Genomic DNA, 23,501 nt, shown 5'->3' on the forward strand with positions numbered 1-23,501 from the left:
GTAAACTCGCAGGTAACAAACAATTAAGTAAGTGCGGTATCCCTGTTCCGGAACAGCGGTTTCCTGCCGCCGGATTGGCGGTATCCGTTCCTCCGGAACAGCGGTACTCCCGCACAAGAATATTCACCATTTTCTTTCAAAATGACGATTTTTGACGCTCCCAGACAAAAAGTAAGAACCCGCAAAAACCTTGTAAAATAAGGCTTTACGGGCTCTGACGCCACAGGGAAAAACCACTCCTAATGAGCCAAGGAGATAATACTTTACCCGTTTATTTTCAACAGTCAGCTTCATTAACCATCACTTGCCGTTTCTGTGCATGCATTATATTTTCATATGTTTCATCTGGAAGATCAACTTTCTTTATTTCTATGCCAAATTGTCTGATACTCTCAGCCATAAATGATTTCCCTTTGAGATATTCTTCTATTTTTTCATCAACAATAATAATCATTTTCCTGTATTTAACGCCTTTTATCTTTTCCAGTAATAGCATTTTCAAAATATCCTGCGATATCTTGTGTTTCTGGCCAACCTTAATAGAACCGATATGAGCAAATATTTCCCCCACAATTCTATCCTGTTCTGAATATAAATCCGGTACAATATGTATTTCCTCACTAAGAACAACTTTCTCATTCCTTTTCAAGGGACAGGAAAGTTCTTTTTCAACGCGATTCCCTATGATAATTTCAGCTTTTTGTTGTTCATCAGATTTTGATTTACTTGTATCTATCATATTTTTTCTCCAAAACGAATGCTGACAGATATTCTCTATCCAAAATATTCATCCACTATTTCATCCAATTGTTCCGCAATCTTTTCAAAGTCACAGTCAAGATCTAACGTTTTCACACTGATCTCGTTTCCACTCATCTGATAGATTTGATTTGGAAGTAGTGTCTCATCTGTCTTTGCATATAATAACATGCCTGAAACAACATGGGGCTTATCAGCAAGTTCTATTTCCTTGTTTTTCACATATGTAAACATCTGATACAAATTCCCGGAATGAATGCTATATGTATCAAACTGCGTCTGCATTATATTCGAATAGTACTTCGCATCAATTATCAGAATACTGTCACCTCGACTTAACATAATATCCGTCTGCATAACCGGCAGCATATCACTCATATCAGTGTCCAACTGCCAGGAGATCTGCGAAGCATTTGCCCTAATTTCAGGATATTCCTTTCGATAGTATTCCAATATGAATTTCTCATATAAACGACACATCCTCTGCTCATCCAAGAAATCCATAAGGCAGACAGTTCCATCACTCTTTGTCTGCAACAATCCTTTTACTACCAGATAACAAATAGATATCAGCATTCTGTATGTCTGATTGTTTCTGTTATATCGAATATTCCAGTCAATGGTATTTAGATCTATCTCCGTGACTTCACTGAAAAAAAGCATCTGTTTCTTTAATTCTTTTTTTCTTTCTTTGGAGATATTCGCATGCATCAACAGTTTTACAGTAGCTTTGATTATCTGATTCATCCTTGAATTCACAGAAAACTCATCATAGATACAAACCATCTGATTTCTGAGCATCGTCATCATTTTAATTGATTCTGACACATCAATTTTTCCTCTTAATGCTGATAAAGTTTCTGTCTTTGAAACATATTCTTGTCCAAGCCCTCGTTTCAACTGTGATGAAATCCCTTTTATCAAAATCGCCGCACACAGATCAGCCATATTATGAAATTGTTCTGTAGCAATCTTCCTATATCCCTGTTCATTAAGCACCTGAAAGGCATAAGAAAGCATATAATAAATATTCCGTATAGGTATCACTTCACAGCACTCCTGAGATTATTTGTCCATTCTTGTACTTTCAGCGGTTCGTCAAACCAATATTCTTTTAGCATCGGAATCAGCTCGTACTCAACAATATCAGACAACGTCTTATCTGATACTTGATCCAGATTACAAAAATAGCTGTGTCCAATACAAAATCCTTCCCCAAGGGAATCATCTGTTGAAATCACATTATTAAGGTTTTCAACTGTAGTAATGAGTTTGTCAAACTTTTTATTGGTCAACTTCTTTCTATACTCAAAGAATCCCTCTGTATCAAATCCTGGTTTCATATCAAAGAACGCAAACCTTCTGCGCAGAGCATAATCCAGCATTGCCAAACTCCGATCTGCAGTATTCATCATTCCAATGATATATACATTCTTTGGTACAAAAAATTTCTCGTCGGAGTAAAGCAACTGCAATTCATTTCCACGCTTATCATTCTCAATGAGCATGAATAATTCTCCGAAAATCTTACTCAAATTTCCACGGTTAATCTCATCAATAATAAAGAAATACTCATGCTCCGGATCATACTGAGCCTTTTTACAAAAGTTATAGAATGATCCCTTTTTGATCTCAAATCCTCCGGACGAAACCGGACGAAATCCTTCTATAAAATCCTCATAAGAATAACTCTGATGAAACTGAATCAGCATCACTCGATTCGGATTCTTCTTTCCCATCATAGAATATGCAAGTCGCTTTGCAACAAATGTCTTTCCGACTCCCGGAGCCCCCTGAAGAATTACATTTTTCTTATTTTTAACAAGCCCTACCAGTGTATTATAATCCTCCTCACTCATAAAGACTCGATCCTTGCCGTCTTCCTTTCCATACAAGAAATCTTCTTTCGCATATATTGGAAATTTAGAATCATCTTCTTCCGTCTCGTCACCATCATCCTCTGTCTCAAATAGCGCATTCAGCTGCTCAACATAATCCGTATATGCCGTAATATCTGTCAATGTTTTCATGACAGCTTGACCAGGATGTGGCCATTCTCCTTTATCCGTCCAATCGATCCTTCGTATATTTTTGAATTCATCTTCCACACTGTCATCAAAAATATAATCTGATTTCACAACACCTCTGCCAATGATTTGGTGCATACCTTTTTTTGCAAAAACGACATCTCCTAGTTTCATTTCATTTGTAAACTGCCAGGTAGCAAGGGCCACATTTTTATAATGACGTGAAGGATCATATGTCTCCTTCATTTTCTTTTTCATATCTTCTTTACTGGCAAATACTTTCAGGTCTCCAATCTCTCCCCAACCAATTGCCATAATACCAGTCTTATAAAACTCGTCCCATTTACATGCACTGTCACCAGGAGAATAAATCCAGTAATGAACCGTATCCACATCTTCATCAGCAAGTGCACTTCCTTTGTCATCACGTTGGCTTTGAACTTTAGCTGCTCTTTCCTCCTGATTTACCTGTTCAGAATACGTCCATGCCTCAAATGACAGTTCCTTAAAATCCTTTAGAGTTGTTCGATCACTCTGTAAATAACTTTGAAGTTTTTCTGCAATTTCAAAATATTTATCTGCCGAGATCTTTTGTTCAATCCGAGGGAGAGAATCGACAACATCAGAAGGGATCTTTCCAGACTCATAGATATACCAAGTATTTCTACTGTCAAGATTTAGAAATACATCTGGAGCAATCCAGTATAACCCCATAGTGATTTTACTATTTCCATTACCCTTCAAATTAATAGCAAGATCAAAGTATTTTGAAACCACCTGTCTCTTATCATCTGATGGAGTCTTCGCATATTCCAATGCACTCTCAAAAAGATCCCAGAGATGATCAACATCATCTGGACCTCTGTCTCCTATCCAGTAATAGAAGGTAGCGTTCTGGTTATTCAAAACTGGGACTGCATCAAACGAGGTAGGAACTGCAGCATCAACAGCAAGTTCCCTTGCGAACGCCGTAATAATTTTTACCCTGTTTGATTCCTTTAACTTGCTCTTATTAAACAAACCAAATGCGGTAAAGGGATCTATGTCTACAATCTGATTATCTCGCTCCAGTGTAGGCAGATTAATCTCAATCTCTGCATAAACCTTTTTAATGGTTTGAATTAAAGCGGAACGGTTGCCTTTGTAATGAAGTAAGGCTTTAGCAAAAGCCTTATAAAAATCTACCCAGTCAAATTGTGCCATTATGTACCTCCTCTATCACTTACTGTTACTAAATCTAAGAATTATGATAATCACATTAGTCTTTAAGACCCTCAGTGTTCACCTATATTCTATTTATAAGTATTGTTCCTATCCTTCTACTATCAATCAGTTCAACATCGTTGACATCTATTAATGATTTTTCATCATCTGTCAATTTTTCTGATATAATTATTACCTTGTCCACATATTTCTTAATTTGACTGATATGTAGTACTATCCTGGCAATTTTATCACCCATTTTCAAATGAGATAAAATATAAAAATTGGGGGCTATTTTTCTTATTTTTATTGGTCTAATACTCTGTGTATGTATCCCATCATCAAAATCAATTTTAACACTAGGAATTATTTCTTTTAAAAACAGTATTATCTTTTCATCCTCATCATAAACTTTATAACTTGGGGACACACTTGCTTCAAAATGACCGATTTTCTCATTTAATTGATACCTTTCAAGCAAATCCGTAGAAACTGTTTCTTTCAAGATCATAATCTGCTCGTGTATATAATCCATACAAGTAAGAATATCAGGTCTATTTTCCCAATTATCTTTGGTCGCCTCTTGAAGCAACATATGTAAAGGTTCCAACGTAACAACTTTAAAATCATCATTTAATAAATATATTTGATGCGAACTTCTATCATATGGGCCCTTAAAACCATATTTATCCCGTTTCAAGTACATCCATAAAACTTTAGCAAAAAGATAAACATCTGATTTTGTATAATCACACTTTCTAACATCTTCTTGTACATCCAATTCAGGTGGCATAATTTTAATTGGACCTAGACGTTCTTCCGCATGAGTCAGCGACTCCTCTCCATCAATCCATACCATAATCAGATAAATAAATCTGGTTATTCATTATAAGTATATTTTCTGGTTTAATATCTCTATGTGCCATATGACAAGCATGAATCTCATTTATTATACGGCCTAATTCAAGCATATCTTCAAGCTTTTGGACAATGCTTTTGTGTATAGTTACATTGAATTTATTCGCTCTGGGCATCATGAACCATGCCGGCATTTTTTCCACAGATTCTTCTGGACAACAATAAGCATATATCGGAAGAATTCCTTTTATAGATTTTCCAAGGCATTCCTGAACCTTTATTTCTCTACAAAATCGTTTATATCTTCTCTCTTTTAATTCTTTACTTAATTTAGGATCAACACAAAAATACTTAATAACCTTTTCTGGAGAGTGAGAATCTGGCACTAATACAACCTTTCCGTTTCCACCATGACCTATCTCTTTTGCATCTTCTAAATCACAAGGTGCCATTTTATATTCCAACATATTCTTCGCTCTCTCTTTCTGAATCTGCCTCATATAAATAGCGCTCACATAGCTGATCAAAAATTTTTGCTGTCTTAGGTGATTTTGTTCTTATAGCCTCCGCATTCTCTTTATATCGTTTTGCCATTGCGCGTTCTTCATCTCCACCCGTAGGGCTATAAACTCCTCTGGAATTACAAATAGATGCCACATACTCATTTTCTAAATGTTGATCTCCAAACGTTTCTATAGCCTCTCGTATTGCTTCAGCAGGATAGTAACCATCTTGCCCCACTGGAGATGCTGATAACATTTTTCCAAGAATCATTCCAAATAATCTATTCTGATTATTTCTATCCAAACCCTCTTTAAGATCTTGTATCCAGCACATTAATTTTTCCCTGTCAACAAACGCTCCTTGTCTAGCTGGACAAAATTTCAAATTATAATACAGCGAAAAAACATTACTAATTTGTGTTTGGTCAAAGTTATTCTCTCCAACTGTATTCCCATCATCGTTCCTAAAGATAATAGCAACGATATCGAGCAGTAATCTTGGAGAATTCTCTAAACAATTTAAAAAGCATTTCATATCTGAAATATCGAGCAATCCTCGAAATGGGAGTTCTAATAACGCTACTCTTTCACAATACTTAGTATTTAAAAAACTTGTTTGTAGTACAGCAAATAAATTTTTTAAATGATAAGACGATAACTGTGTAGGAACACTAATTTCATGTTCTTTCATCTTTTCTAAAATTATTAATATTTCTTCGCTACTATAAAATTCTTTACATTCATCAAGAATTTCCAGAATACATATAAAATTGGAATATATCATTAATTGATCAATTATATAATGGACGGTTTCAGTACTTTTTACAAATCCTCCTATTCGAAATCTTTTCCAGTATTGCTCTTTGACTTTTTCATTTTCATCAGCAATAAGCGGTTTATTTTTCAAATCTACAACTTCAAGGAGTAGTAAATCTATGACTACATCCTCAGGCGCCCCTATTTTTTCCGCAACATTTATTGCAATTCGGAGATTATTAAGATTCTTTGCATAAGCACATCGAACATAATCTACTATAATTCTTTTATTACACTTTTGCGTTACAATATTAGTAAACAACTCTATATCAAATTGATTATTCGTATATACTTTAAACAAATATATCCCTAAAGTTGTGTACTCTAACTCTGAGCAAATATTAACCAAAGACACGATATCAAGATTTCGTTCTTTAAATCTTCTAATACCTTCCAATATTTCATCATTTATTAACTTCTCATTAACCTCCCTTTTTTCATCATCAGAATATGGACAAGGATGCAGTAATGGGAATTCGTATGTTCCTATAAATAAATATCTATAATCATATATTTCATTCTGCACATGAAGTTCGTTCATTATATATTCTAATTTTCCAATTAAGGGCTCCTTCATTGCCCATTCTGAACTGCAATAATATCTGTTTCTATATATTTCTTTCCGAAATTTTTCTTTAATACATGTAATTTCCATATCAGTCATTGACTGAATTTCATACAACAATTTTTCAGAAACACGTTCTAAAATTTCATCATTAAAATGATTTGATATTTCAATAATCTTTTGCCATTTTAAAATATCATAATCCATATGATTAAGACATAACTTTAAATATTCGTTATAAGCAAACGTGACATCTATATTTGTTACTTGAACTGGCTCATCAATTATTCTATATTTAGGTTTACTTGTTGCATCAATTATAGAATTATTCTGACCTGGCAATTCTGAATATAATAGCTCCCAAACATCATATCCTTTATCATAAGCCTCTTTTATTAATTCTATTTTTTCTTTTTGAGGAAGAACTGTAATATTATACCAGGGACAAAATACTGTTTTTAATGTCTCCAATGGGCTGTTGCTGATTGGGTATTTTTCACGAAAGCTATTCATTTTGAATAACCACCTAATTGACCACGCTGAATATTCCTTTTGGCATAAAAATTGTTCTATTCCCCAAATAAAATGTGTATAGTCATTTCTTGAAAATGCTCCTCTATCCTCTGCCTTTAAAAACACATCCTTAAGTCCTGTATCTTCTTTCCACTCTTTATCTAACCTTTTAGTAACTGCTTTCGGCGAAGCCTCACATAATATAGTAAATAATTCTGCAATTGATAACCACTGTTTGATTGAGGAAATATCATTTAAAACCGCCTCAATAATTTGATCAACTGCCAACTGACTTTCAAAATCGTTTTTATAATATGCTTTCATAATCAAGCTACGAAGCAATCCTTCTTTTAGCACTGAAGACCACAATGGTTTTCCGCCAGGTAAAATATTTGCATAGCCTTGTTGTTCAACAGGAAAGGAAAAAACTGGATTTTCTTCGGTTATTATTGCACGAATAATATCAACATATTTATCCCATAGATTACTTTCCACACTAACAAATTCATCTAAGTAATCCCATGCGTTTTCTGTACTTGCCAAATGAACAAATGTATTACCATGTACTTTAAATCTGATAAACAAAGGATTTTCACCTTTCATATATGGCATAATTTCATCCATTACTTGGTCATAAGTAATACCACATAGTTCTTCTATTATCATCTTATCTCCATCACTTTCACTCCATTTTCCACATAAAAGTAACGGGATAATTATATTTTTATTTCCCTCTACCCAATTGGGAACCACATTATCAATTCCTCGAATTATTTTTTTCTTTAAAGGAACATACAATCCATGTGTATCTTCAACTAATTTATGAGCCTCTTCATAGTTCAATCCTGCATCTATTAATTTCTGATTAATTGTATTACGTTTCCTTTTTCTTAACTTTATTGGATTTTTACCACCACAATACTCATCTGCTCCAAACACAAAAATATTTATATTATTAGGAATCGCATAAATCTGTTCAGCATAAAACCATGGTATTAATATTTTCCCACCTAAGTCTACATCTTTTTCATTTGCTACTTTTAATTTTTCCCAATCTTCAACGCTTTTTACTACTAACGTTATATTTTTAGGCCGTATTCTCCTAAGTTCATTAAGTACACAAAGAATAGTTTCTTCCTTGCTTTGTCCGCTAATATATATACATTCATTGTCCAAACAGTCATCAAATTGTTCTTTAAACACTTCGTCATCAATTTCAAAAAAATCAAGATTCAAACTGGGATTTTCCGTTTGTCTATACAAATCCACTTCAACTTGATCAATAGAATATACAGAAACTTTATTATCCTGGATATTCGTAATTGCTGTACTAAGTGTTAATAGTTGGCTCTTAATTTCTAAAAGATTTTGTTCTTCCTCCTTTTTCCATTCTCCTAAAAAAGCACACTGAAATGCGTTAGGATTAATTTTTTCTAATTCGTGGAAAATAATATTAATAAAATTGGATATATAATACTCTGCTTCATTTGCAGGAATTTCATACTTCAACATTATAAGTGTTAATTCTTCATAAAGTTTGTCTTTAAGAGCATATTTACTCTCCGCAGACATCTTTGTTGCAACTTGTTTCATTTCTTCTTCGGATAATAATTCTGCAATTTCATCAATTATTCTGTCTCCGGACTCTACTCTTTTTAATAAAAATTCGCTTGTATCAATGAACAGTTTCTCCCACTGCTTTTTATCTTTATAATCTGTAATTTTATCTATAGCGGCACTTAATACAAGTTCACCTGCTTTTTCTTCAATAAAAGTCATAGCTACCTCCTCATATTTCTAACTATTTTAATCACCTGTGTAGCATTCATAAGGCAAATATTATGCTGCACTGAATCAAATCGTCTCTATATCTTTTTTACTAAAAATTTTTTCTTTTGCTATTTTACTTTATACAAACCAGAAGTTATAATTCTCTCTTAAATACAGAATTCACTTTTATCTTAATTTTATCAAATCCCTCTACTTTTCGCTATCTCTTATTTCCAGCCCGTTCTTCATCCCCATGTCTATTTTACTACACCATTTACTACACCATTTCCGCAAAAAATGACGATTTTTGACGCTCCCAGACAAAAAGTAAGAACCCGCAAAAACCTTGTAAAATAAGGCTTTACGGGCTCTGACACCACAGGACAAAACCACCCCAAACGAGCCAAGAGGTAAGTGCTATTTTCTTCACACAAGAAGAAATTATCACAACCCATTCCGCTTCAAACTCCCCTCTTTCCCCAGCACATCACCGACTTCCGGATATACAAAAGGCGGTCAATCTCCCAGACCGACCGCCAGTATAGCTGCTTTCATCAAGTTTTATCTGCGCTTTCTGAGTCTTCTCTCCCTAACGCAGATCACAAGCCCTACCACTACTAAAATCGTAAAATCCATACTGCACACCTCCTGTCATGCAGACTCTTCCACACTTTTGCTACCCTCGCTCTGTGCCCAGACTCTTCCTGGCGTCCCGGATGATCTGCTCGGGAAATCCGAAGACTTCCAACAGCCGGACCGCATTGGTCTGGCGGCAGATCCCCGGGTGGATCTTATAGTCAAAGGTCAGCCCCTTCTCGTAGGTCTCCTCACAGAAATAAAAGCCTTCATAGTCCTCCGTCTGTCTGACCAGATTTTCCGCAATCTCCAGGTCGTGGGTTGCGGCAATCACCAGGCAGCCCTTTTCTCTTAGATATCTGAGGACAGCGGTGGATGCCGCGATCCGCTCTCTGGTATTGGTGCCTCGCAGAATTTCGTCTATGACAGCAAGCACCGGACGGCCTGTGTCCACCTGCCGGATGATTCTTTCCATGGAGCGGATTTCTTTGATAAAATAGCTTTCTCCTGCCAAAAGATCGTCCCGTATGGCAATGGACGTGTACACGTCCACCGGACAGAGCCTGGCTGACGCGGCGGCGCAGGTGTGAATGGAGGCAGCCAACGCCGCGCTGATGGCCGCTGCCTTTATAAAAGTAGACTTTCCGGAAGCATTGGATCCGGTAATGATGCATCCTTTCCGAAGCTCCAGATCGTTGTACACCGGCTCGTCAATCAGCGGGTTGTACAGAGCCTTCAGCACAATCTCCTTTTCTTCCGCAAACTCAGGTATACACCAAAGGGGCAGGCTCTGTCGGAAGGAGGCCGCACACACAGCCATATCCAGCTCCCCCACGAGAAACAGGATCTGAAGAACCTCCTTCCTGTGGCTCTTTATCTCTTTCAGCGCCCTGTTATAATGAACAAAATCTACGAGAAAAGCACCTTTTACATACACACTGATAAGCTCTGTCACGTCTGTGCTGTACTGGCTCTGCTGCCTTTTCCTGAGAACCTTGAGCACCCTGTTCAGCTTTGCGGCTGTCTTCTCCGTCTCCTTGAAGGATTCCCGGGACTTTCCCTGGCAGATCTTTTCATTTTCTGCAAATTTTCCTGCAAGCGATACAAGACTCTGCACTGCGGCTATGATGGCCAGATTGATCTCATACCGGCTTCTCTTCAAGGCATACACGCACATGTTGACCAGAAACAGGATAATAAAGGGAGAAAACATCCGTGCATCCATAAAGAGAAGACCGCCTGCAATGCCCCACAGAAGACTGGCAAGAAGTAGTACCTGCAGTCCACGGTAGAGCCAGGCATGTTCCAGCTCAAACGCTTCCGGCTCCGTGACAAAATCCGGGACATAGTAGCTGTCCTCTCTTTTTCCCAGTTCAGACAGACAAAGCTGCATCTCCTGCCGCTCTTTTTCGTGATGTCCGAACCAGGTGATCTTCTCCTCCAGCGATGCCAGTCTCTCGGGGTCTGCATCCATATCCCTCATACTTTTGTAGAGATACTGCTCCCCGGCCCAGGAAACACAGGTATTGATCCGCCCGAAGACAGTGTCCATATCCAGATCATTCCACGTAATATCATCCAGCCCGTTCTCCTCTTTTGTCTTCTCCCACAGGATCCGGATCTGTTCAAATGATATGTCTGCCTCCTCCGGCTTCTTCCCAAAGGAGGCCAGCATTTTCTCCTGCCGCCATTTTCTTCTGGCCCGGTGATTGTAAGACGAGACCAGGACTGTGACAATGACAATTCCTGCCACCACAGCAAAGCCTTCCATCACTCTTCCCCCTCTAGAATTCTTTCTTCTCCATGATCCGTATGCTGATAGTCATGGATGCGGCAAGTACAAGCAGGGATACAGCCAGAAAGACCAGGGCCACCCCAGCCGGACCCATAGCGTCCGCTGTCTGTATAAGTCCGCTCAGATCCATGTTTCCGACATTCACCACTTTTGCCAGCCCATAGACCGCCGCGAAGATACCAAGGAAGACAATGATCATGGCAATCCTGCCTTTCTCCGGCCCAAACTTAAGCTGGAAGGGGATCATGACGGACAGGAAGAAAAACAGAAGCCCTGCGCTTACCCCGGCCACCAGCAGGGTCTCCTCCGCCTCAGCATACCTGGCATTCATGTTCATATATACAAGGACAAAGGCCAGGATGATCAGCATTCCCGCCACACCGGTAAGGATTCCGAACACATATTTTTCTACCACATAGACTTTCCGCTCAAATGGAAGAGTAAAGAGAAACGCGTTTCCGTTGTCGTACTCGTCATAGCTGATGGTACTCAGGACAAAAAAGGAGCTGACAAATCCCACATAGGGGAGCACAAAGGTGGCAGGGGAGGATTCCGCCCCGTTGGCTATCGTAAGAAACCCTGCCATGACAAAAACTAATATGAAAAAATTCTTCTGATTTTTAAGCAGACTGAAATCCTTGATCAACAACCCTTTCATACTCTCTCACCTCTTATCATCATTGTCATCATTTCATCGATACCGCTGTTTTCTATGACAGCCTTCGGGTAATTTTCCATATAGAACTGTTTCTGGTCTGTCAGGGCGCTGTAGCCGTAAGGTTCCTTTTTCACCCTTAGGAAATACTGTTTGTCTATGGATTCGTACTCCTGTGCATCCAGCTTCAGAAGACCGTAGCTTCCAAGCAGCACATCTGTCTCCTCGTGGAGAATGATACGCCCCTGGTGGATCATGTAGAGATCGTCACAGATCCCCTCCAGGTCCGTGGAGATGTGAGAGCTGATCAGAATAGCCCGGCTCTCGTCCTGCTCCATATATTCCCGCAGGATATCCAGGAGACTGTCACGCGCCAGCACATCCAGCCCTGCCGTAGGCTCATCAAGGAGCAGGAAATCCGCCCCGTGGCTGATGGCAATGAGCAGCTTTAACCTGGCCTTCATGCCGGTGGAGAACTCCTTGATCCTTTTGTCGACAGGGAGCTGGTACTTCCTGCACTGATCCAGAAAATATCTTCTGTCAAAAGAGTGATAGAACCCCTGCAGCATGGCGGACACGTCCTTGATGCTTAAGTATTCGCTGACACCGGAGTCAGAGAGCACCACGCCGATCTTCTCCCTGTCCGCAGGTGACAGGGCGGAAGCGTCTTTTCCCATCAGCGTGATCCGCCCGCCGTCAGCGCGGATCAGCCCCAGCACTGCCTTGAAGGTGGTGCTTTTGCCGGCTCCGTTCTGTCCCACAAGCCCGGTGATACATCCAGGCTGCACCTCCAGGGAGCAGTCCAGGGTGAACCGGTCATAATTTTTCCTTACATTTTCCAGTTTTAACATAGCCTATTCCTCCAAAATGAGTGAAAATAATTCTTTTATTTCTTCATCCTGCATCCCATATCTTCTGCCTTTCTGAATGGCCAGTTCAAGATCGGCTTCCACTTCCTTTCGCTTCTCTTCCTTCATCAGCTCTGTGTTGGACGCTGCAATGTAGGTACCTTTTCCGTGCACAGTCACTGTGAAGCCCTCCTGCTCCAGGTTGTCATATGCTTTTTTTACAGTCAGAGCGCTGATCTTCAGCTCCTTTGAAAGCGCGCGCACAGAAGGAAGGGCGTCGTTTTCTTTCAGTTCTCCTTTCAGGATCAGAGCCTTGACCTGCTCGATGATCTGCTCGTAAATCGGGATCATGGATGAATGATTGATGATGATCTGCATATTCATCCTCCTTCTTGCAAACAGTATATAACAGTGTATCACTGTTGTCAACTGTTATATTGTGTTATACATCATCTTTTTAGTTGACTCTTGTTCTGTTTCATTATACTATATAGGTAACTAGTTACTCATTTATCTGTCAAAAGGAGCTGATGAAAGATGCAGATAGCAGATCTGATTGAAAGATTCCACCACACAAGAGACGGGCAGACCCGGGCTGTGTTCAGCACCATCTTCATAGCCGGCAACAGGCTCCAGACCTGCTTTGACAAGGCGGACAGCCATGTCACGCTGAGGCAGTTCATGCTGCTTACCATGCTGAAACAATCCGGGAAAGACATGACTTTTACCCAGCTTGGGGAGCTTCTTGGATGTTCCCGCCAGAATATCAGAAAGCTGGCCGCCTCCCTGGAAAAGAAAGGCCTGGTCACGATTTTAAAAAATCCCCGGGACGGCCGGGCCTGTGTCATCCGCCCCACGGAAACACTGGCACAGTATTTTCAGCAGGCGGCGCAGCTTCACACCCAGAAACTGACAGACCTTTTTTCCGTGTATTCCGACCAGGAGATGGAGCAGCTTTTCTGGCTTCTTATGAAACTGTACACGGGGATAGAACGGCTGGAACAGCCGCAGCGAGAGGAGGAAAAAATATGAACCATTCTGTTGTACTTTACAGTTCCAGGTACGGGGCTGCAAAGGAGTACGCCCGGATGCTTTCTGAGAGCCTGGGCTGCACGGCTTACAATGTAAAAGAGACGCCCCTGGACGTGGCAGGGCAGGCCCGCCGGATCATCCTGTGCGGCGGCATCTATGCCGGAGGCTTATCCGGCGTCTCCTGGCTGCGGAAGAACAGCAGGGTGCTGAAAGATAAAAAAGTCGTCCTCTTTGCCGTGGGGGCTTCGCCCTGGGACGAAAAGTCTGTCCGGCAGATCCAGGAACGCAATCTGAAAGGACTGCCTCCGGATACCGTCCTCTTCTACGGGCGGGGCGCCTGGGATGAGTCCGCCATGAGCTTCACAGACAGGACACTGTGTCGGATGCTCCAGAAATCCGTGGCAAAAAAAGATCCCGATGCATGCGAGCCCTGGGAGAAGGCCCTTCTGGAGGCCTCCGGCCGCTCCTGCAGCTGGATCGATGAAAAATATCTGGAACCGGTGTACCGGTATCTGGAGACAAACTAAAGCGGGCGGACCCGCTTCAAGACAAAGGAAAAGAGGATGGGCTACTGCTCATCCCCTTTTATGACATGTATGTCCATATTTCCGAAATCAGTGCTTAGTGTAAACTGATCCTCCACACCTTCTGTGAGATAGATCTGCCCGTCCTGGGTGACAAGGATCATCTCAAAATCCTGGTGCTCCTGCCAGTATTCTGTGGCCTCATCCAGCCCCTTCACAAACATGGATGTGGAGAGAGCGTCTCCTTTCTTTCCTTCATCGGCAATGATGGTGACGGAAGCCAGGCCGTTGTCCACCGGATAACCTGTATCCGGGTCGATGATATGGCCGTACTCCTTTCCGTCCTCGCCTACAAAATACCGCTCGTAATTACCGGACGTCACCACCGCGCAGTCGGAGGCCAGCAGCATGCCGAGGACTCCCTCGCCTCCGTCAAAGGGGCTACGGATGCCCAGGCGCCAGTCGCCGCCCCCGGGTCTCTCGCCGATGGCCTGGATATTGCCGCCAAGGTCAAGCAGAGCGGAGGTGACGCCCTCCTCTTTCAGAAGCTCTGCCAGACGGTCTCCGGCATAGCCTTTTCCCACGGCTCCCAGATCAAACTCCATGCCCTCCGACAGCCGGACCGTATTGCCGTCCAGCTCCACCCTTTCATAGCCCACGTTGGCAAGAAGCCCGTCCAGCTCTTCCTGGGAGGGGATCCGGTTCTCGTCTGTGGTAAATCCCCAGGCGGCAAGGACCGGATAGATGGTGGGATCCAGGTCCCCTTCCGTCTCTTTCGCCATCTCCAGGGCAAAGCTTACAATATCCGCCGTGTCGTCGCTTAAGGTCACCGGGCTTCCCTGGCTGTGGTTCATCTGATAGATCTCGCTGCTTTCGTTTGTCACTGACCATTCGCTTTCCAGCTTTTCCACCTCAGTCTGGGCTTTCTCAAGCGCTGCCTCCGCTTCGTCGCCGTAGGCTGTCAGTGTCATGTAGGTATCCATGGCAAAGAACTCCCTCTGAACCGGATCCCCTGCCGATGTTCCTGCCTGCGAACCGCTCTGCCCGGAGCAGGCTGTAAGGGCGGACGCGCAGGCCAGGGCTGTCAGAGCAGTCAGTCTGTGTTTATATTTCATTTCCATTCTCCTGTCTTTGTTTTTTCGTTCTTTTCCAGTATACAGGAAAATGTCCCATGAATGAAGTACCAGTTTGTTCTGCTGATAAAACTTTTTTCCTTCCTGCAAGATCAGTTCCTTATCTTTTTTAAAATTTCTGCGATCATGGAAGCCCGGTTGAAAGGCACCATAAAATAGTAGCCGTCCGTGACATCTTTAAGCTTCTCTGCAATCTCTGCCGCGACGTCAACGCCCACCTGCTGGGCTTCCTCCCGGCTCATGTCCTTGTCGTACCGGGCAAGGATCTCATCGGGCACATGTATCCCTGTGATCTCATTTTTCATAAACAAAGCGTTCCGATAACTTACAAGAGGCATGATGCCACAGATGATCTTTGTGTCTATCCTGGACTTGATATACCGGATCCTCTCTATATCCTCGTCGGAGTAGATGGGCTGGGTCAGGAAGAAAGCGGCCCCGGCCTGGCATTTTTTCTCCATCCGGCGGATCTCCGCATCTATATTCTTTCTGCCGTAGTTGAGTGCACCGCCGTAGGCCACCGGATCTCCCGCAAAATGCTCCCGGTTCATCCTGGCCAGATACTGCATCAGACTGACCGAGTGAAAATCGTAGACAGAGGTGACCACATCTCTCTCGCCGGAGGGCACCGGATCCCCTGTGACCAGAAGAAAATTGCGGATACCGTTCATGTAGGCTCCCAGTATCTGGGCTCCCATGCCGATGACGTTTTTGTCCCGGCAGGCGATGTGGGGCATGGTCTCCACCTGGAGACGGCCCGCCACCTTCACGGCTGACATGGCGGAGTCTGCACGCATGCGGCCCATGGGCGAGTCTGAGAAAGTGATCAGCTCCACCCCTGCTTCTTTGAGAACCGAGGCCGCCTCCATCATCTTCCCGTCATTTCCATCGTGGGGTGGATCCAGCTCCGCGATCACCACCTTCTCCCCCGAGTACAGCCTTTTGTTGTTGTAGCTGATATCCTGGTCTGCCCTTTTCTCCGGCCGGTCCGCAGGGCGCTCCGGGATCTTCCTTCCCCCCGGCATCCCGGCAAGATGGCGGATGTAGGCAGGACTGGTGCCGCAGCAGCCGCCGATGACGTTCACCCCGAGGCCTGCAATCTCCTCCATGGCCTCCCCGAAGTACTCAATATTGTCCCGGTACACATTCCGGTTCTGTACTCTATCCGCATAGCCGGCATTGGGCGCGGCGAACACGATCAGCTCCCCGAAATCCTGTCTGCGCAGGATTTTCGCCAGATGGGCCGGGCCCACGCCGCAGTTGAACCCGATGCCATCGATGACCTCCCGCTCTTTTGCCGTAACCACAAGGTCAGCCGCACTGATCCCGGCGTTTGTGTACCCGTACATATTGACGGAAAAGCTGGACATGATAAAGGTGTCCCCGCTGACCGACTTGATCCACTCCGCCACCGGCAGGATCCTTCTGAAATCTGAAAATGTCTCAAACCAGATCAGCTTTACCCCTGCATCCAGGTGGGCGCTGACAATGGTCCTGTACTCTTCTGTGATCTCCTGCTCCCGGGCCTCATCGTCTCCGTTTCCGTGCTCCGGTATGGGGCCTATATCCCCTGCAATGTAAATGCTGCGCCCCGCCGCTTCCTCTACGGCCGCATCCCGGGCGATCCGGCAGGCCGCCTGGACATTTTCCCGGACTTTTCCCAGCAGTTCCTGCCTGGATAAATCCCCGTATACCTGGGCCAGCGTCTCCGTGTTGGAGGCAAAACTGTTGGTGCGCAGAATGTCCGCCCCTGCCCGTATGTACTCTCTGTGGACCTCCTTCACCTTGTCCGGCGCCGACAGGTTGTCCAGCTCCGGCAGACGGCTCCCGCCGCCGTATTTCTCTTTGTAGTAAGTGCCCATGGCTCCGTCTGTGACAAGACGGCTGGACGTGAAAAGTTTCTTGAAATCTGTATCCTTTCTCATGCTTTCTCTCCATTTCTGACTGCCTGAAAACCGCACTCCAGAGCCGCGATCAGATCCTCCGCTGTCTCGATCCCGATGGACAGACGAATCGTATTGGGACGGATCCCCTGCTGCCGCAGCTCTTCTTCCGTGCACTGGCTGTGGGTGGTAGTGGCCGGATGGATGACAAGGGATTTCACATCCGCCACATTTGCCAGAAGGGAGAAGATGGGCAGATTATCGATAAATGTCTGCGCATCCCGTTCATCCCCCTTGATCTCAAAGGTAAAGATGGAGCCGCCTCCCTTCTGCAGATACTTCTTATATAATGCATATGTGGGCTCGCTGTCAAGAGAAGGATGGTGCACAGCCTCCACCTGGGGATGTTCCACCAGGTATTTCACGATCTTCAGCGCGTTTTCCACATGTCTCTCCACCCGCAGGGAAAGGGTCTCCAGCCCCTGGAGAAGAAGAAAGGCGTGGAAGGGGGACAGGGTGGCTCCTGTGTCCCGCAGAAGGACAGCCCGGATGTAGGTGGTAAAGGCACTGTCCGGCGCTGCCTGGGAAAAATCCACACCGTGATAGCTGGGGTTGGGCTCTGAGATCCAGGGATATTTTCCGGAGGCTTTCCAGTCAAACCGGCCCCCGTCCACAATGACGCCCCCCAGCGCTGTCCCGTGGCCGCCCAGGAATTTGGTGGCAGAGTGAACCACAATGTCCGCTCCGTACTCCACAGGCCGCACCAGATAAGGGGTAGCAAATGTGGAGTCGATCACCAGAGGGATCCCGTGTCTGTGGGCAATCTTTGCCAGTTCCTCTATGTCCGCCAGATTGGAATTGGGGTTGCCCAGTGTCTCTGCAAAGATGGCTTTTGTATTCTCCTGGATGGCCGCCTCAAACGCGCCTTCCTCCTCCGGATCCACAAAAGTGGCCGTAATCCCGCTTGTCAGAGGGAGGGTATTGGCCAGAAGGTTGTAGGTTCCCCCGTAGATGGTCCGGGAGGAGACAATGTGCTCCCCGGCCCTGGCCAGCGCCTGGAATGTGTAGGCAATGGCCGCCGCCCCGGAAGACGTGGCAAGGGCCGCGGTCCCTCCCTCCAGTGCTGCGATCCTCTTTTCAAACACGTCCTCCGTGGGGTTGGTCAGCCGTCCGTATATATTGCCTGCCTCTTTCAGACTGAACCGGTCCGCCGCGTGGGCACAGTCCTGAAACACAAACGCCGTGGATGCATAGATGGGCACGGCCCTGGCTCCTGTGGCGGGATCCGGCTGCTCCTGGCCCACATGGACCTGTTTTGTCTCAAAGCTCCAGTTTTCTTCTCTCATTGTCTTATCCTCCTGCTGTGTTTTCTGATGATGGGTCTATCCTACCACGCCCGGCCTGTTCTGGCTAATACACAAAAAAAATAACCGGTTATAGTTTAAAACTATAACCGATTTATGATGGCTCGCTCTTCAGATATTTTTTCAGTGCATGGATATACAGCTCTCCCATCCTGCTGAGGATCGTATTCTTTCTGACCACATAGCCGATCTCCATGACGCTGTTCCGGTTCTCCTCGTCATCCTGGAACGGCACCGCCACAAATTCATTTCCGTTCAGCTCCTCACAGATGATGCCGGAGCAGAGGGTATAGCCCTTCAGCCCCACCATCAGATTCAGCATGGTGGCCCTGTCGTTTGCCCGGATGATCCGGGGATATTCGTTGGTGGCCAGGATCTCCTCTGCCAGATAGAAGGAACTGTTGTCTCCCTGCTCAAAGGCCAGGCAGGGATACTCCTCCAGCTCCTCAAACCGGATGGAAGACTGCCCTGCCAGAGGATGATCTTTCCACAGATACACATAGGCCTGACAGCAGATGAGAAGATGGAACACAAGGCCCGCGGACCGCAGCATTTTTTCCAGGCTCTTCCTGTTGAACTCACTTAAGTACAGAACGCCGATCTCACTTTTCATGGTGCTCACATCCTGGATCACCTCGGCTGTCCTTGTCTCCCGGATGGCGAATTCGTATTTGGACATGTCAAATTCCCTGGCCATGTCCACAAAAGCCTTCACAGCAAAAGAGTAATGCTGAGTGGAGACGCCGAATTTTTTTCTCTGGGAACCGTTCTTCCCGTACTTTTCCATGACCGTCTCGTACTGGCCATAAAGCTGCCTGGCATAGAGGAGAAACTCCGCCCCGTCCCCGGTCAGCGTCACGCCCCGTCCGCTGCGGTGAAAGAGGGTGATCCCAAGCTCCTTTTCCAGCTCCCGGACCGCGTTGGTAAGGGAGGGCTGTGATATATAGAGCTGCTCCGCTGCCTTGTTCATGGATTTTGTCTCTGCTATGGTGATAATGTAATTTAACTGGGTCAGTGTCATCCTTTCTGCTCCTTCTGTTTTCTCCTGCTTTTTCTATCCCTTACTCCAGCACTTCCCTCACCTGGTCAGCGGAAAGGCCGCACTGCTGTGCTATCTCCTCCGCCGGCACGCCCTGGGCGGAAAGTCTGAAAATCGTTTTTGCCAGCTTAAGGCCCTCGGCCCGGCCGCGCTCTATCCCCTCAGACCGGCCGCGTTCCATCCCTTCGCTGCGACCTCGCTCCATGCCCTGGTGATCCGCCTCCTTCAGTTCTTCTGCAAACAGTTCTTTCAATGCATCGCACATCTTCTTTTCCACCTCCATCTGTTCCCAGCCCGTCCTCCTTCACGGCTCTGTAAATGAAAAGCTGCTCAGAAAATCGAGCGGAAAATAATAGAATTTCAGATATCTGCCTGCCGGCTTTTGTACAAAAAGGATAACATATGCCAAAGAACCTGGCAAGGCTTTCCCACAGAATAAAAAAGAGCGTCCCACGCCGCAGCCGTCCTGCCGGTGAGACACTCTCCTCTTATATATTTGATCTTTATCTTGAATGTCCTTTTTTTGAAAGGAACATCCTGGCAATACAGGGGTTCCCGTAGTCCAGGATCTCGCTGTACCCCAGGTCCAGCCCGCTGATGAGTTTCCTGTCCCCGTCTGAAAGGCTGAAGTCCCAGATGTCAAAGTCCTCCCGCATATGTTCCGGGATACTGCTCCTTGTCACCACGCTGACCTGCCGGTCTATATTCCACCTCAAGGCGGTCTGTGCGACGCTCCTGCCGTATTTCTTCCCGATCTTTTCCAGCACTTTGTTGGAGAAGATATTCCGCAGGCCTTCACACAGAGGCGCCCAGGCCTGGGGCTGCACGCCCAGCTCCCTCATTATGTGCAGTGCCTGCTCCTGGTGGTAGAAGGGGTGCAGTTCCACCTGGTCGACCATAGGCGGAATGTGACTGTTCATGCACAGATCCACCAGCCGCTCCGGGCTGAAATTGCTGACGCCAAGAGCCCGGATCCGGCCCTCCTCATACAGCTTTTCCATGGCACGCCAGGCACCGTAGTAATCGCCGTATGGCTGATGGACAAGATAGAGATCAATGTAATCCAGCCCCAGCTTCGCTAGGGAGGTCTCAAAGGCTTTTCCGGCGGAGTCTTCCCTGGCATCATCGATCCAGAGCTTTGTGATGACAAAGAGCTCCTCCCGCCGGACCTTTCCCTCGTCCATATATTTCTTAAGAGCCCTTCCCACCGGCTCCTCGTTTCCGTAGGAGGCGGCCGTGTCGAACATGCGGTACCCGCTCTCCAGCGCCGCCTGTACACACTTCTCACATTGCCGGGGTTCCTTCATCTGCAGTACCCCGTATCCAAGAAGGGGCATCTCCACCCCGTTTCTCAGTGCTATCGTTTCCATCTTATCCGCCTTTCCCTTGTTTTAAATTTCAGTTTCCTGTAAAATAAAGTCAGCTTTACACATGCATTTTAAAGGAGAAACCCATGATCGAAATCCATCTGTTAGAACAACTGGTTGCCTTTGCCGACTGCGGCACCCTGTCAGGAGCCGCGGAAAAGCTCCATATTTCCCAGCCTGCTCTGAGCCGCTCCATGCAACGACTGGAAGAAGAGCTGGGGGTTACGCTCTTCGAGCGCCAGAGGAGCCGTCTGACTCTCAACGACATGGGGGAGCTGGCTGTCCGGTATGCCCGGAACCTGCTTCTCCAGGAAAACGCCATGATCCAGCAGATCCGGGAAGCGGACCGCAAAAAGCGGACCATCTCCGTGGGATCCTGCGCGCCTGTGCTGATCCCCGACTTTGTGTCTCTCCTCTCCCGGCTCTTCGAGGGTATGACCATCTCCACAGAGCTGACCGGTGATCCCCGTCTTCCAGACTATCTGAAGGAGGGCCGTTACCAGCTTGCCATCCTACACAAAAAGCCGGATGAGGAAACCTTTTATTCGGTTCCTGTCGCGGATGAGAAGCTCTTTGTCACCCTGCCTCCCGTCCATCCTCTGGCGGATGCCGACGGGCTGTACCTGAAGGACCTGGACGGTCAGACATTCCTTCTCTACTCCCAGATTGGCTTCTGGGATGAACTCTGCCGACGGGAAATGCCCTCCGCCCGCTTTCTTCTGCAGCAGGATATGGATGTCCTGGGCGAACTGGTAGCCAATTCAGCCTTCCCCGCCTTTACCACAGACTATGTGATGGAGCGCTCCGGCCCTGTAACAGACCGCATGGTGATCCCTGTTCTGGACGAGGAGGCCAGCGTCACTTACTACTGCGCCTGTCTGAAGGAGGAGAAAGCCAGGTTCCGTCCGGTTTTCGAGTATTTCCAGAGCACTTCCGGCTCCCGCTCAAGGAGGCTTTAATGACCTCTAAAGCTGACAGTATCTCTATCCTTTCATTTTCATCATCTACGGAATGGACAGCAGCTCTCCACCGAGCTGCTGCGCCACATACAGACTGTTTCCTGTTCCTGTAAAATAAAATATCTTCATCATTCTGCCCTACTCGTGTACCTTCAGCCCATGAAGCATCTTTGTAAACGCCGGATCATCGTGGTTAACGATCTCGCTGTGTCCCAGATCCAGTTTTGCTATCTCTGCCATATCCTCTGCACTGAGCTCAAAATCCCAGACATTGATGTTCTGCTCCATGCGGTCTTTGTGTACGGATTTGGGGATCACGGTCACACCTCTCTGGATGTTCCATCTCAGAGCCACCTGTGCTGCGCTCTTTCCGTATTTATCACCGATCTTAGTCAGTACCGGATGGGTGAAGATGCCGTGATTTCCCTCAGCAAATGGACCCCATGCCTCCGGTTTCACGCCGTACTCTTTCATAACTGCCAGGGCATCTTCCTGCTGGAAGAAAGGATGCAGCTCTACCTGGTTCACAGCCGGCATCACGTCCACTGTCTCGCACAGATCTGCCAGGCGGGCCGGATAGAAGTTGCACACACCGATGGCTTTCAGTTTTCCTTCCCTGTAAGCCTCCTCCATGGCGCGGTATGCTCCGATGTAATCGCCCATAGGCTGATGGATCAGATACAGATCCAGGTAGTCAAGTCCCAGATTGTCAAGGGATGTCTGGATGGCTTTCTTTGCTCCCTCGTAGCTGGCGTCCTGTACCCACAGCTTTGTGGTGATGAAAAGTTCCTCTCTTGGAACGCCGCATTTCTTAATGGCCTCTCCCACTGCTTTCTCATTCATGTAGGCTGCCGCTGTATCGATCAGTCTGTAACCGCTGGCAATGGCGTCCAGCACTGCCTGCTCACACTGTGCCGGATCCGGCACCTGGAACACACCAAAACCTTCCTGCGGCATTTTTACTCCATTGTTTAATGTTACGAATTCCATAGTCTTTTCCTCCTTAAAATAATATTTCTTTTTTCCTGTTGTCCCGCTTCTATTTCAGAGCAGCTCCGTCCTTGAAGGCATTTCCCACCTTCTCGTCAATGCTGACATTGACGATCTTTCCCAGGAATTTTGACCCGTCCGTCACATTCACCAGCGTGCACTCCAGAGTCACCGGCAGCTCATTGATGATGGGCGCATTATCCCAGAAGTATTATTATTCCAGAAGAAATGCAGATCTCAGCTTAAAACCTGCATTTTTCAAAAGAGATCTGGAATAATAATGTTGTGAAATTACTTTAAAAAATCAGGTATATTTCTTTTT

At 45.5% G+C, this 23,501-nt stretch carries 21 protein-coding genes; 3 read left to right on the forward strand and 18 right to left on the reverse strand.

What is annotated here, in order from left to right; translation table 11 throughout:
* Positions 1–277: 277 nt before the first annotated feature.
* The 10 genes from INF30_RS13965 to INF30_RS14010 form a co-directional block, all read right to left on the reverse strand.
* Positions 278–739 carry a hypothetical protein gene (locus INF30_RS13965; RefSeq protein WP_226395646.1) on the reverse strand — a complete coding sequence of 154 codons (462 nt, stop codon included), beginning with the start codon at positions 737–739 and terminating at the stop codon, positions 278–280.
* Between the two features lie 35 nt (positions 740–774).
* Entirely contained in the window at positions 775–1,806 is a 1,032-nt protein-coding gene (gene mcrC, locus INF30_RS13970) for a 5-methylcytosine-specific restriction endonuclease system specificity protein McrC (protein WP_226395647.1), read from the reverse strand.
* The gene (locus INF30_RS13975; protein WP_226395648.1) at positions 1,803–3,989 is read right to left on the reverse strand and encodes an AAA family ATPase; all 2,187 of its coding nucleotides are present in this window, start codon (positions 3,987–3,989) and stop codon (positions 1,803–1,805) included. Before INF30_RS13975 ends, mcrC begins: the two co-directional genes overlap by 4 nt.
* A gap of 82 nt (positions 3,990–4,071) precedes the next feature.
* The gene (locus tag INF30_RS13980) at positions 4,072–4,848 is read right to left on the reverse strand and encodes a hypothetical protein (protein ID WP_226395649.1); all 777 of its coding nucleotides are present in this window, start codon (positions 4,846–4,848) and stop codon (positions 4,072–4,074) included.
* Positions 4,835–5,314, reverse strand: coding sequence for a protein kinase domain-containing protein (locus tag INF30_RS13985; protein ID WP_226395650.1), 480 nt, complete (start codon positions 5,312–5,314; stop codon positions 4,835–4,837). Before INF30_RS13985 ends, INF30_RS13980 begins: the two co-directional genes overlap by 14 nt.
* Positions 5,301–9,023 (reverse strand): hypothetical protein, encoded by a 3,723-nt coding sequence (locus INF30_RS13990; protein ID WP_226395651.1) that lies wholly within the window; start codon positions 9,021–9,023, stop codon positions 5,301–5,303. The genes INF30_RS13985 and INF30_RS13990 overlap by 14 nt, the downstream gene beginning before the upstream one ends.
* Positions 9,024–9,690: 667 nt before the next feature.
* Positions 9,691–11,361, reverse strand: a complete 1,671-nt coding sequence (locus INF30_RS13995; protein ID WP_226395652.1) for a MutS-related protein — start codon at positions 11,359–11,361, stop codon at positions 9,691–9,693.
* Between the two features lie 13 nt (positions 11,362–11,374).
* Complete coding sequence (locus INF30_RS14000) at positions 11,375–12,043, reverse strand: ABC-2 transporter permease (protein ID WP_226395653.1); 669 nt, start codon at positions 12,041–12,043, stop codon at positions 11,375–11,377.
* Positions 12,040–12,891, reverse strand: a complete 852-nt coding sequence (locus INF30_RS14005) for an ABC transporter ATP-binding protein (RefSeq protein WP_076778157.1) — start codon at positions 12,889–12,891, stop codon at positions 12,040–12,042. Before INF30_RS14005 ends, INF30_RS14000 begins: the two co-directional genes overlap by 4 nt.
* A gap of 3 nt (positions 12,892–12,894) precedes the next feature.
* Positions 12,895–13,266, reverse strand: coding sequence for a GntR family transcriptional regulator (locus INF30_RS14010; protein ID WP_226395654.1), 372 nt, complete (start codon positions 13,264–13,266; stop codon positions 12,895–12,897).
* Between the two features lie 159 nt (positions 13,267–13,425).
* Between INF30_RS14010 and INF30_RS14015 the strand changes: the two genes are divergently transcribed.
* Together INF30_RS14015 and INF30_RS14020 are read left to right on the forward strand one after the other, a co-directional pair.
* Positions 13,426–13,920, forward strand: coding sequence for a MarR family winged helix-turn-helix transcriptional regulator (locus INF30_RS14015; RefSeq protein WP_226395655.1), 495 nt, complete (start codon positions 13,426–13,428; stop codon positions 13,918–13,920).
* Complete coding sequence (locus tag INF30_RS14020; protein WP_226395656.1) at positions 13,917–14,447, forward strand: flavodoxin domain-containing protein; 531 nt, start codon at positions 13,917–13,919, stop codon at positions 14,445–14,447. The genes INF30_RS14015 and INF30_RS14020 overlap by 4 nt, the downstream gene beginning before the upstream one ends.
* Before the next feature lie 41 nt (positions 14,448–14,488).
* Here the strand turns inward: INF30_RS14020 and INF30_RS14025 are convergent, their stop codons facing one another.
* The 6 genes from INF30_RS14025 to INF30_RS14050 form a co-directional block, all read right to left on the reverse strand.
* Positions 14,489–15,559 carry an FAD:protein FMN transferase gene (locus INF30_RS14025; protein ID WP_226395657.1) on the reverse strand — a complete coding sequence of 357 codons (1,071 nt, stop codon included), beginning with the start codon at positions 15,557–15,559 and terminating at the stop codon, positions 14,489–14,491.
* Positions 15,560–15,669: 110 nt separating this feature from the next.
* Positions 15,670–17,502, reverse strand: a complete 1,833-nt coding sequence (locus INF30_RS14030) for a bifunctional homocysteine S-methyltransferase/methylenetetrahydrofolate reductase (RefSeq protein ID WP_226395658.1) — start codon at positions 17,500–17,502, stop codon at positions 15,670–15,672.
* Positions 17,499–18,806, reverse strand: coding sequence for an O-acetylhomoserine aminocarboxypropyltransferase/cysteine synthase family protein (locus INF30_RS14035; protein WP_226395659.1), 1,308 nt, complete (start codon positions 18,804–18,806; stop codon positions 17,499–17,501). The genes INF30_RS14030 and INF30_RS14035 overlap by 4 nt, the downstream gene beginning before the upstream one ends.
* A gap of 112 nt (positions 18,807–18,918) precedes the next feature.
* A complete protein-coding gene (locus INF30_RS14040; RefSeq protein WP_226395660.1) occupies positions 18,919–19,845 on the reverse strand; it encodes a LysR family transcriptional regulator in 927 nt (308 codons plus the stop codon).
* Positions 19,846–19,885: 40 nt separating this feature from the next.
* The gene (locus INF30_RS14045; protein ID WP_226395661.1) at positions 19,886–20,128 is read right to left on the reverse strand and encodes an RpnC/YadD family protein; all 243 of its coding nucleotides are present in this window, start codon (positions 20,126–20,128) and stop codon (positions 19,886–19,888) included.
* A gap of 238 nt (positions 20,129–20,366) precedes the next feature.
* On the reverse strand, positions 20,367–21,233 hold the full coding sequence (locus tag INF30_RS14050) for an aldo/keto reductase (RefSeq protein WP_226395662.1): 867 nt from the start codon (positions 21,231–21,233) through the stop codon (positions 20,367–20,369).
* Positions 21,234–21,316: 83 nt separating this feature from the next.
* Here INF30_RS14050 and INF30_RS14055 point away from each other — a divergent pair, with 83 nt between their 5' ends.
* A complete protein-coding gene (locus INF30_RS14055; protein ID WP_076778175.1) occupies positions 21,317–22,189 on the forward strand; it encodes a LysR family transcriptional regulator in 873 nt (290 codons plus the stop codon).
* A gap of 138 nt (positions 22,190–22,327) precedes the next feature.
* Here INF30_RS14055 and INF30_RS14065 read toward each other — a convergent pair whose 3' ends face one another.
* Both INF30_RS14065 and INF30_RS14685 read right to left on the reverse strand, forming a co-directional pair.
* Positions 22,328–23,179 carry an aldo/keto reductase gene (locus INF30_RS14065; RefSeq protein WP_226395663.1) on the reverse strand — a complete coding sequence of 284 codons (852 nt, stop codon included), beginning with the start codon at positions 23,177–23,179 and terminating at the stop codon, positions 22,328–22,330.
* A 49-nt stretch (positions 23,180–23,228) separates the two neighbouring features.
* Entirely contained in the window at positions 23,229–23,351 is a 123-nt protein-coding gene (locus INF30_RS14685) for a hypothetical protein (RefSeq protein WP_264176937.1), read from the reverse strand.
* Positions 23,352–23,501: the final 150 nt, after the last annotated feature.

Origin of the sequence: Claveliimonas monacensis (genome assembly GCF_014982975.1) — a bacterium.
Classification (GTDB): Bacteria; Bacillota; Clostridia; order Lachnospirales; family Lachnospiraceae; genus Claveliimonas; species Claveliimonas monacensis.

Coding starts and splice junctions, on each gene's coding strand:
- INF30_RS13965 (WP_226395646.1), bottom strand. CDS start 739: ATGATAGATACAAGTAAATCAAAATCTGATGAACAACAAAAAGCTGAA.
- INF30_RS13975 (WP_226395648.1), bottom strand. CDS start 3,989: ATGGCACAATTTGACTGGGTAGATTTTTATAAGGCTTTTGCTAAAGCC.
- INF30_RS13980 (WP_226395649.1), bottom strand. CDS start 4,848: ATGGTATGGATTGATGGAGAGGAGTCGCTGACTCATGCGGAAGAACGT.
- INF30_RS13985 (WP_226395650.1), bottom strand. CDS start 5,314: ATGTTGGAATATAAAATGGCACCTTGTGATTTAGAAGATGCAAAAGAG.
- INF30_RS13990 (WP_226395651.1), bottom strand. CDS start 9,023: ATGACTTTTATTGAAGAAAAAGCAGGTGAACTTGTATTAAGTGCCGCT.
- INF30_RS13995 (WP_226395652.1), bottom strand. CDS start 11,361: ATGGAAGGCTTTGCTGTGGTGGCAGGAATTGTCATTGTCACAGTCCTG.
- INF30_RS14000 (WP_226395653.1), bottom strand. CDS start 12,043: ATGAAAGGGTTGTTGATCAAGGATTTCAGTCTGCTTAAAAATCAGAAG.
- INF30_RS14005 (WP_076778157.1), bottom strand. CDS start 12,891: ATGTTAAAACTGGAAAATGTAAGGAAAAATTATGACCGGTTCACCCTG.
- INF30_RS14010 (WP_226395654.1), bottom strand. CDS start 13,266: ATGCAGATCATCATCAATCATTCATCCATGATCCCGATTTACGAGCAG.
- INF30_RS14015 (WP_226395655.1), top strand. CDS start 13,426: ATGCAGATAGCAGATCTGATTGAAAGATTCCACCACACAAGAGACGGG.
- INF30_RS14020 (WP_226395656.1), top strand. CDS start 13,917: ATGAACCATTCTGTTGTACTTTACAGTTCCAGGTACGGGGCTGCAAAG.
- INF30_RS14025 (WP_226395657.1), bottom strand. CDS start 15,559: ATGAAATATAAACACAGACTGACTGCTCTGACAGCCCTGGCCTGCGCG.
- INF30_RS14030 (WP_226395658.1), bottom strand. CDS start 17,502: ATGAGAAAGGATACAGATTTCAAGAAACTTTTCACGTCCAGCCGTCTT.
- INF30_RS14035 (WP_226395659.1), bottom strand. CDS start 18,806: ATGAGAGAAGAAAACTGGAGCTTTGAGACAAAACAGGTCCATGTGGGC.
- INF30_RS14040 (WP_226395660.1), bottom strand. CDS start 19,845: ATGACACTGACCCAGTTAAATTACATTATCACCATAGCAGAGACAAAA.
- INF30_RS14045 (WP_226395661.1), bottom strand. CDS start 20,128: ATGTGCGATGCATTGAAAGAACTGTTTGCAGAAGAACTGAAGGAGGCG.
- INF30_RS14050 (WP_226395662.1), bottom strand. CDS start 21,233: ATGGAAACGATAGCACTGAGAAACGGGGTGGAGATGCCCCTTCTTGGA.
- INF30_RS14055 (WP_076778175.1), top strand. CDS start 21,317: ATGATCGAAATCCATCTGTTAGAACAACTGGTTGCCTTTGCCGACTGC.
- INF30_RS14065 (WP_226395663.1), bottom strand. CDS start 23,179: ATGGAATTCGTAACATTAAACAATGGAGTAAAAATGCCGCAGGAAGGT.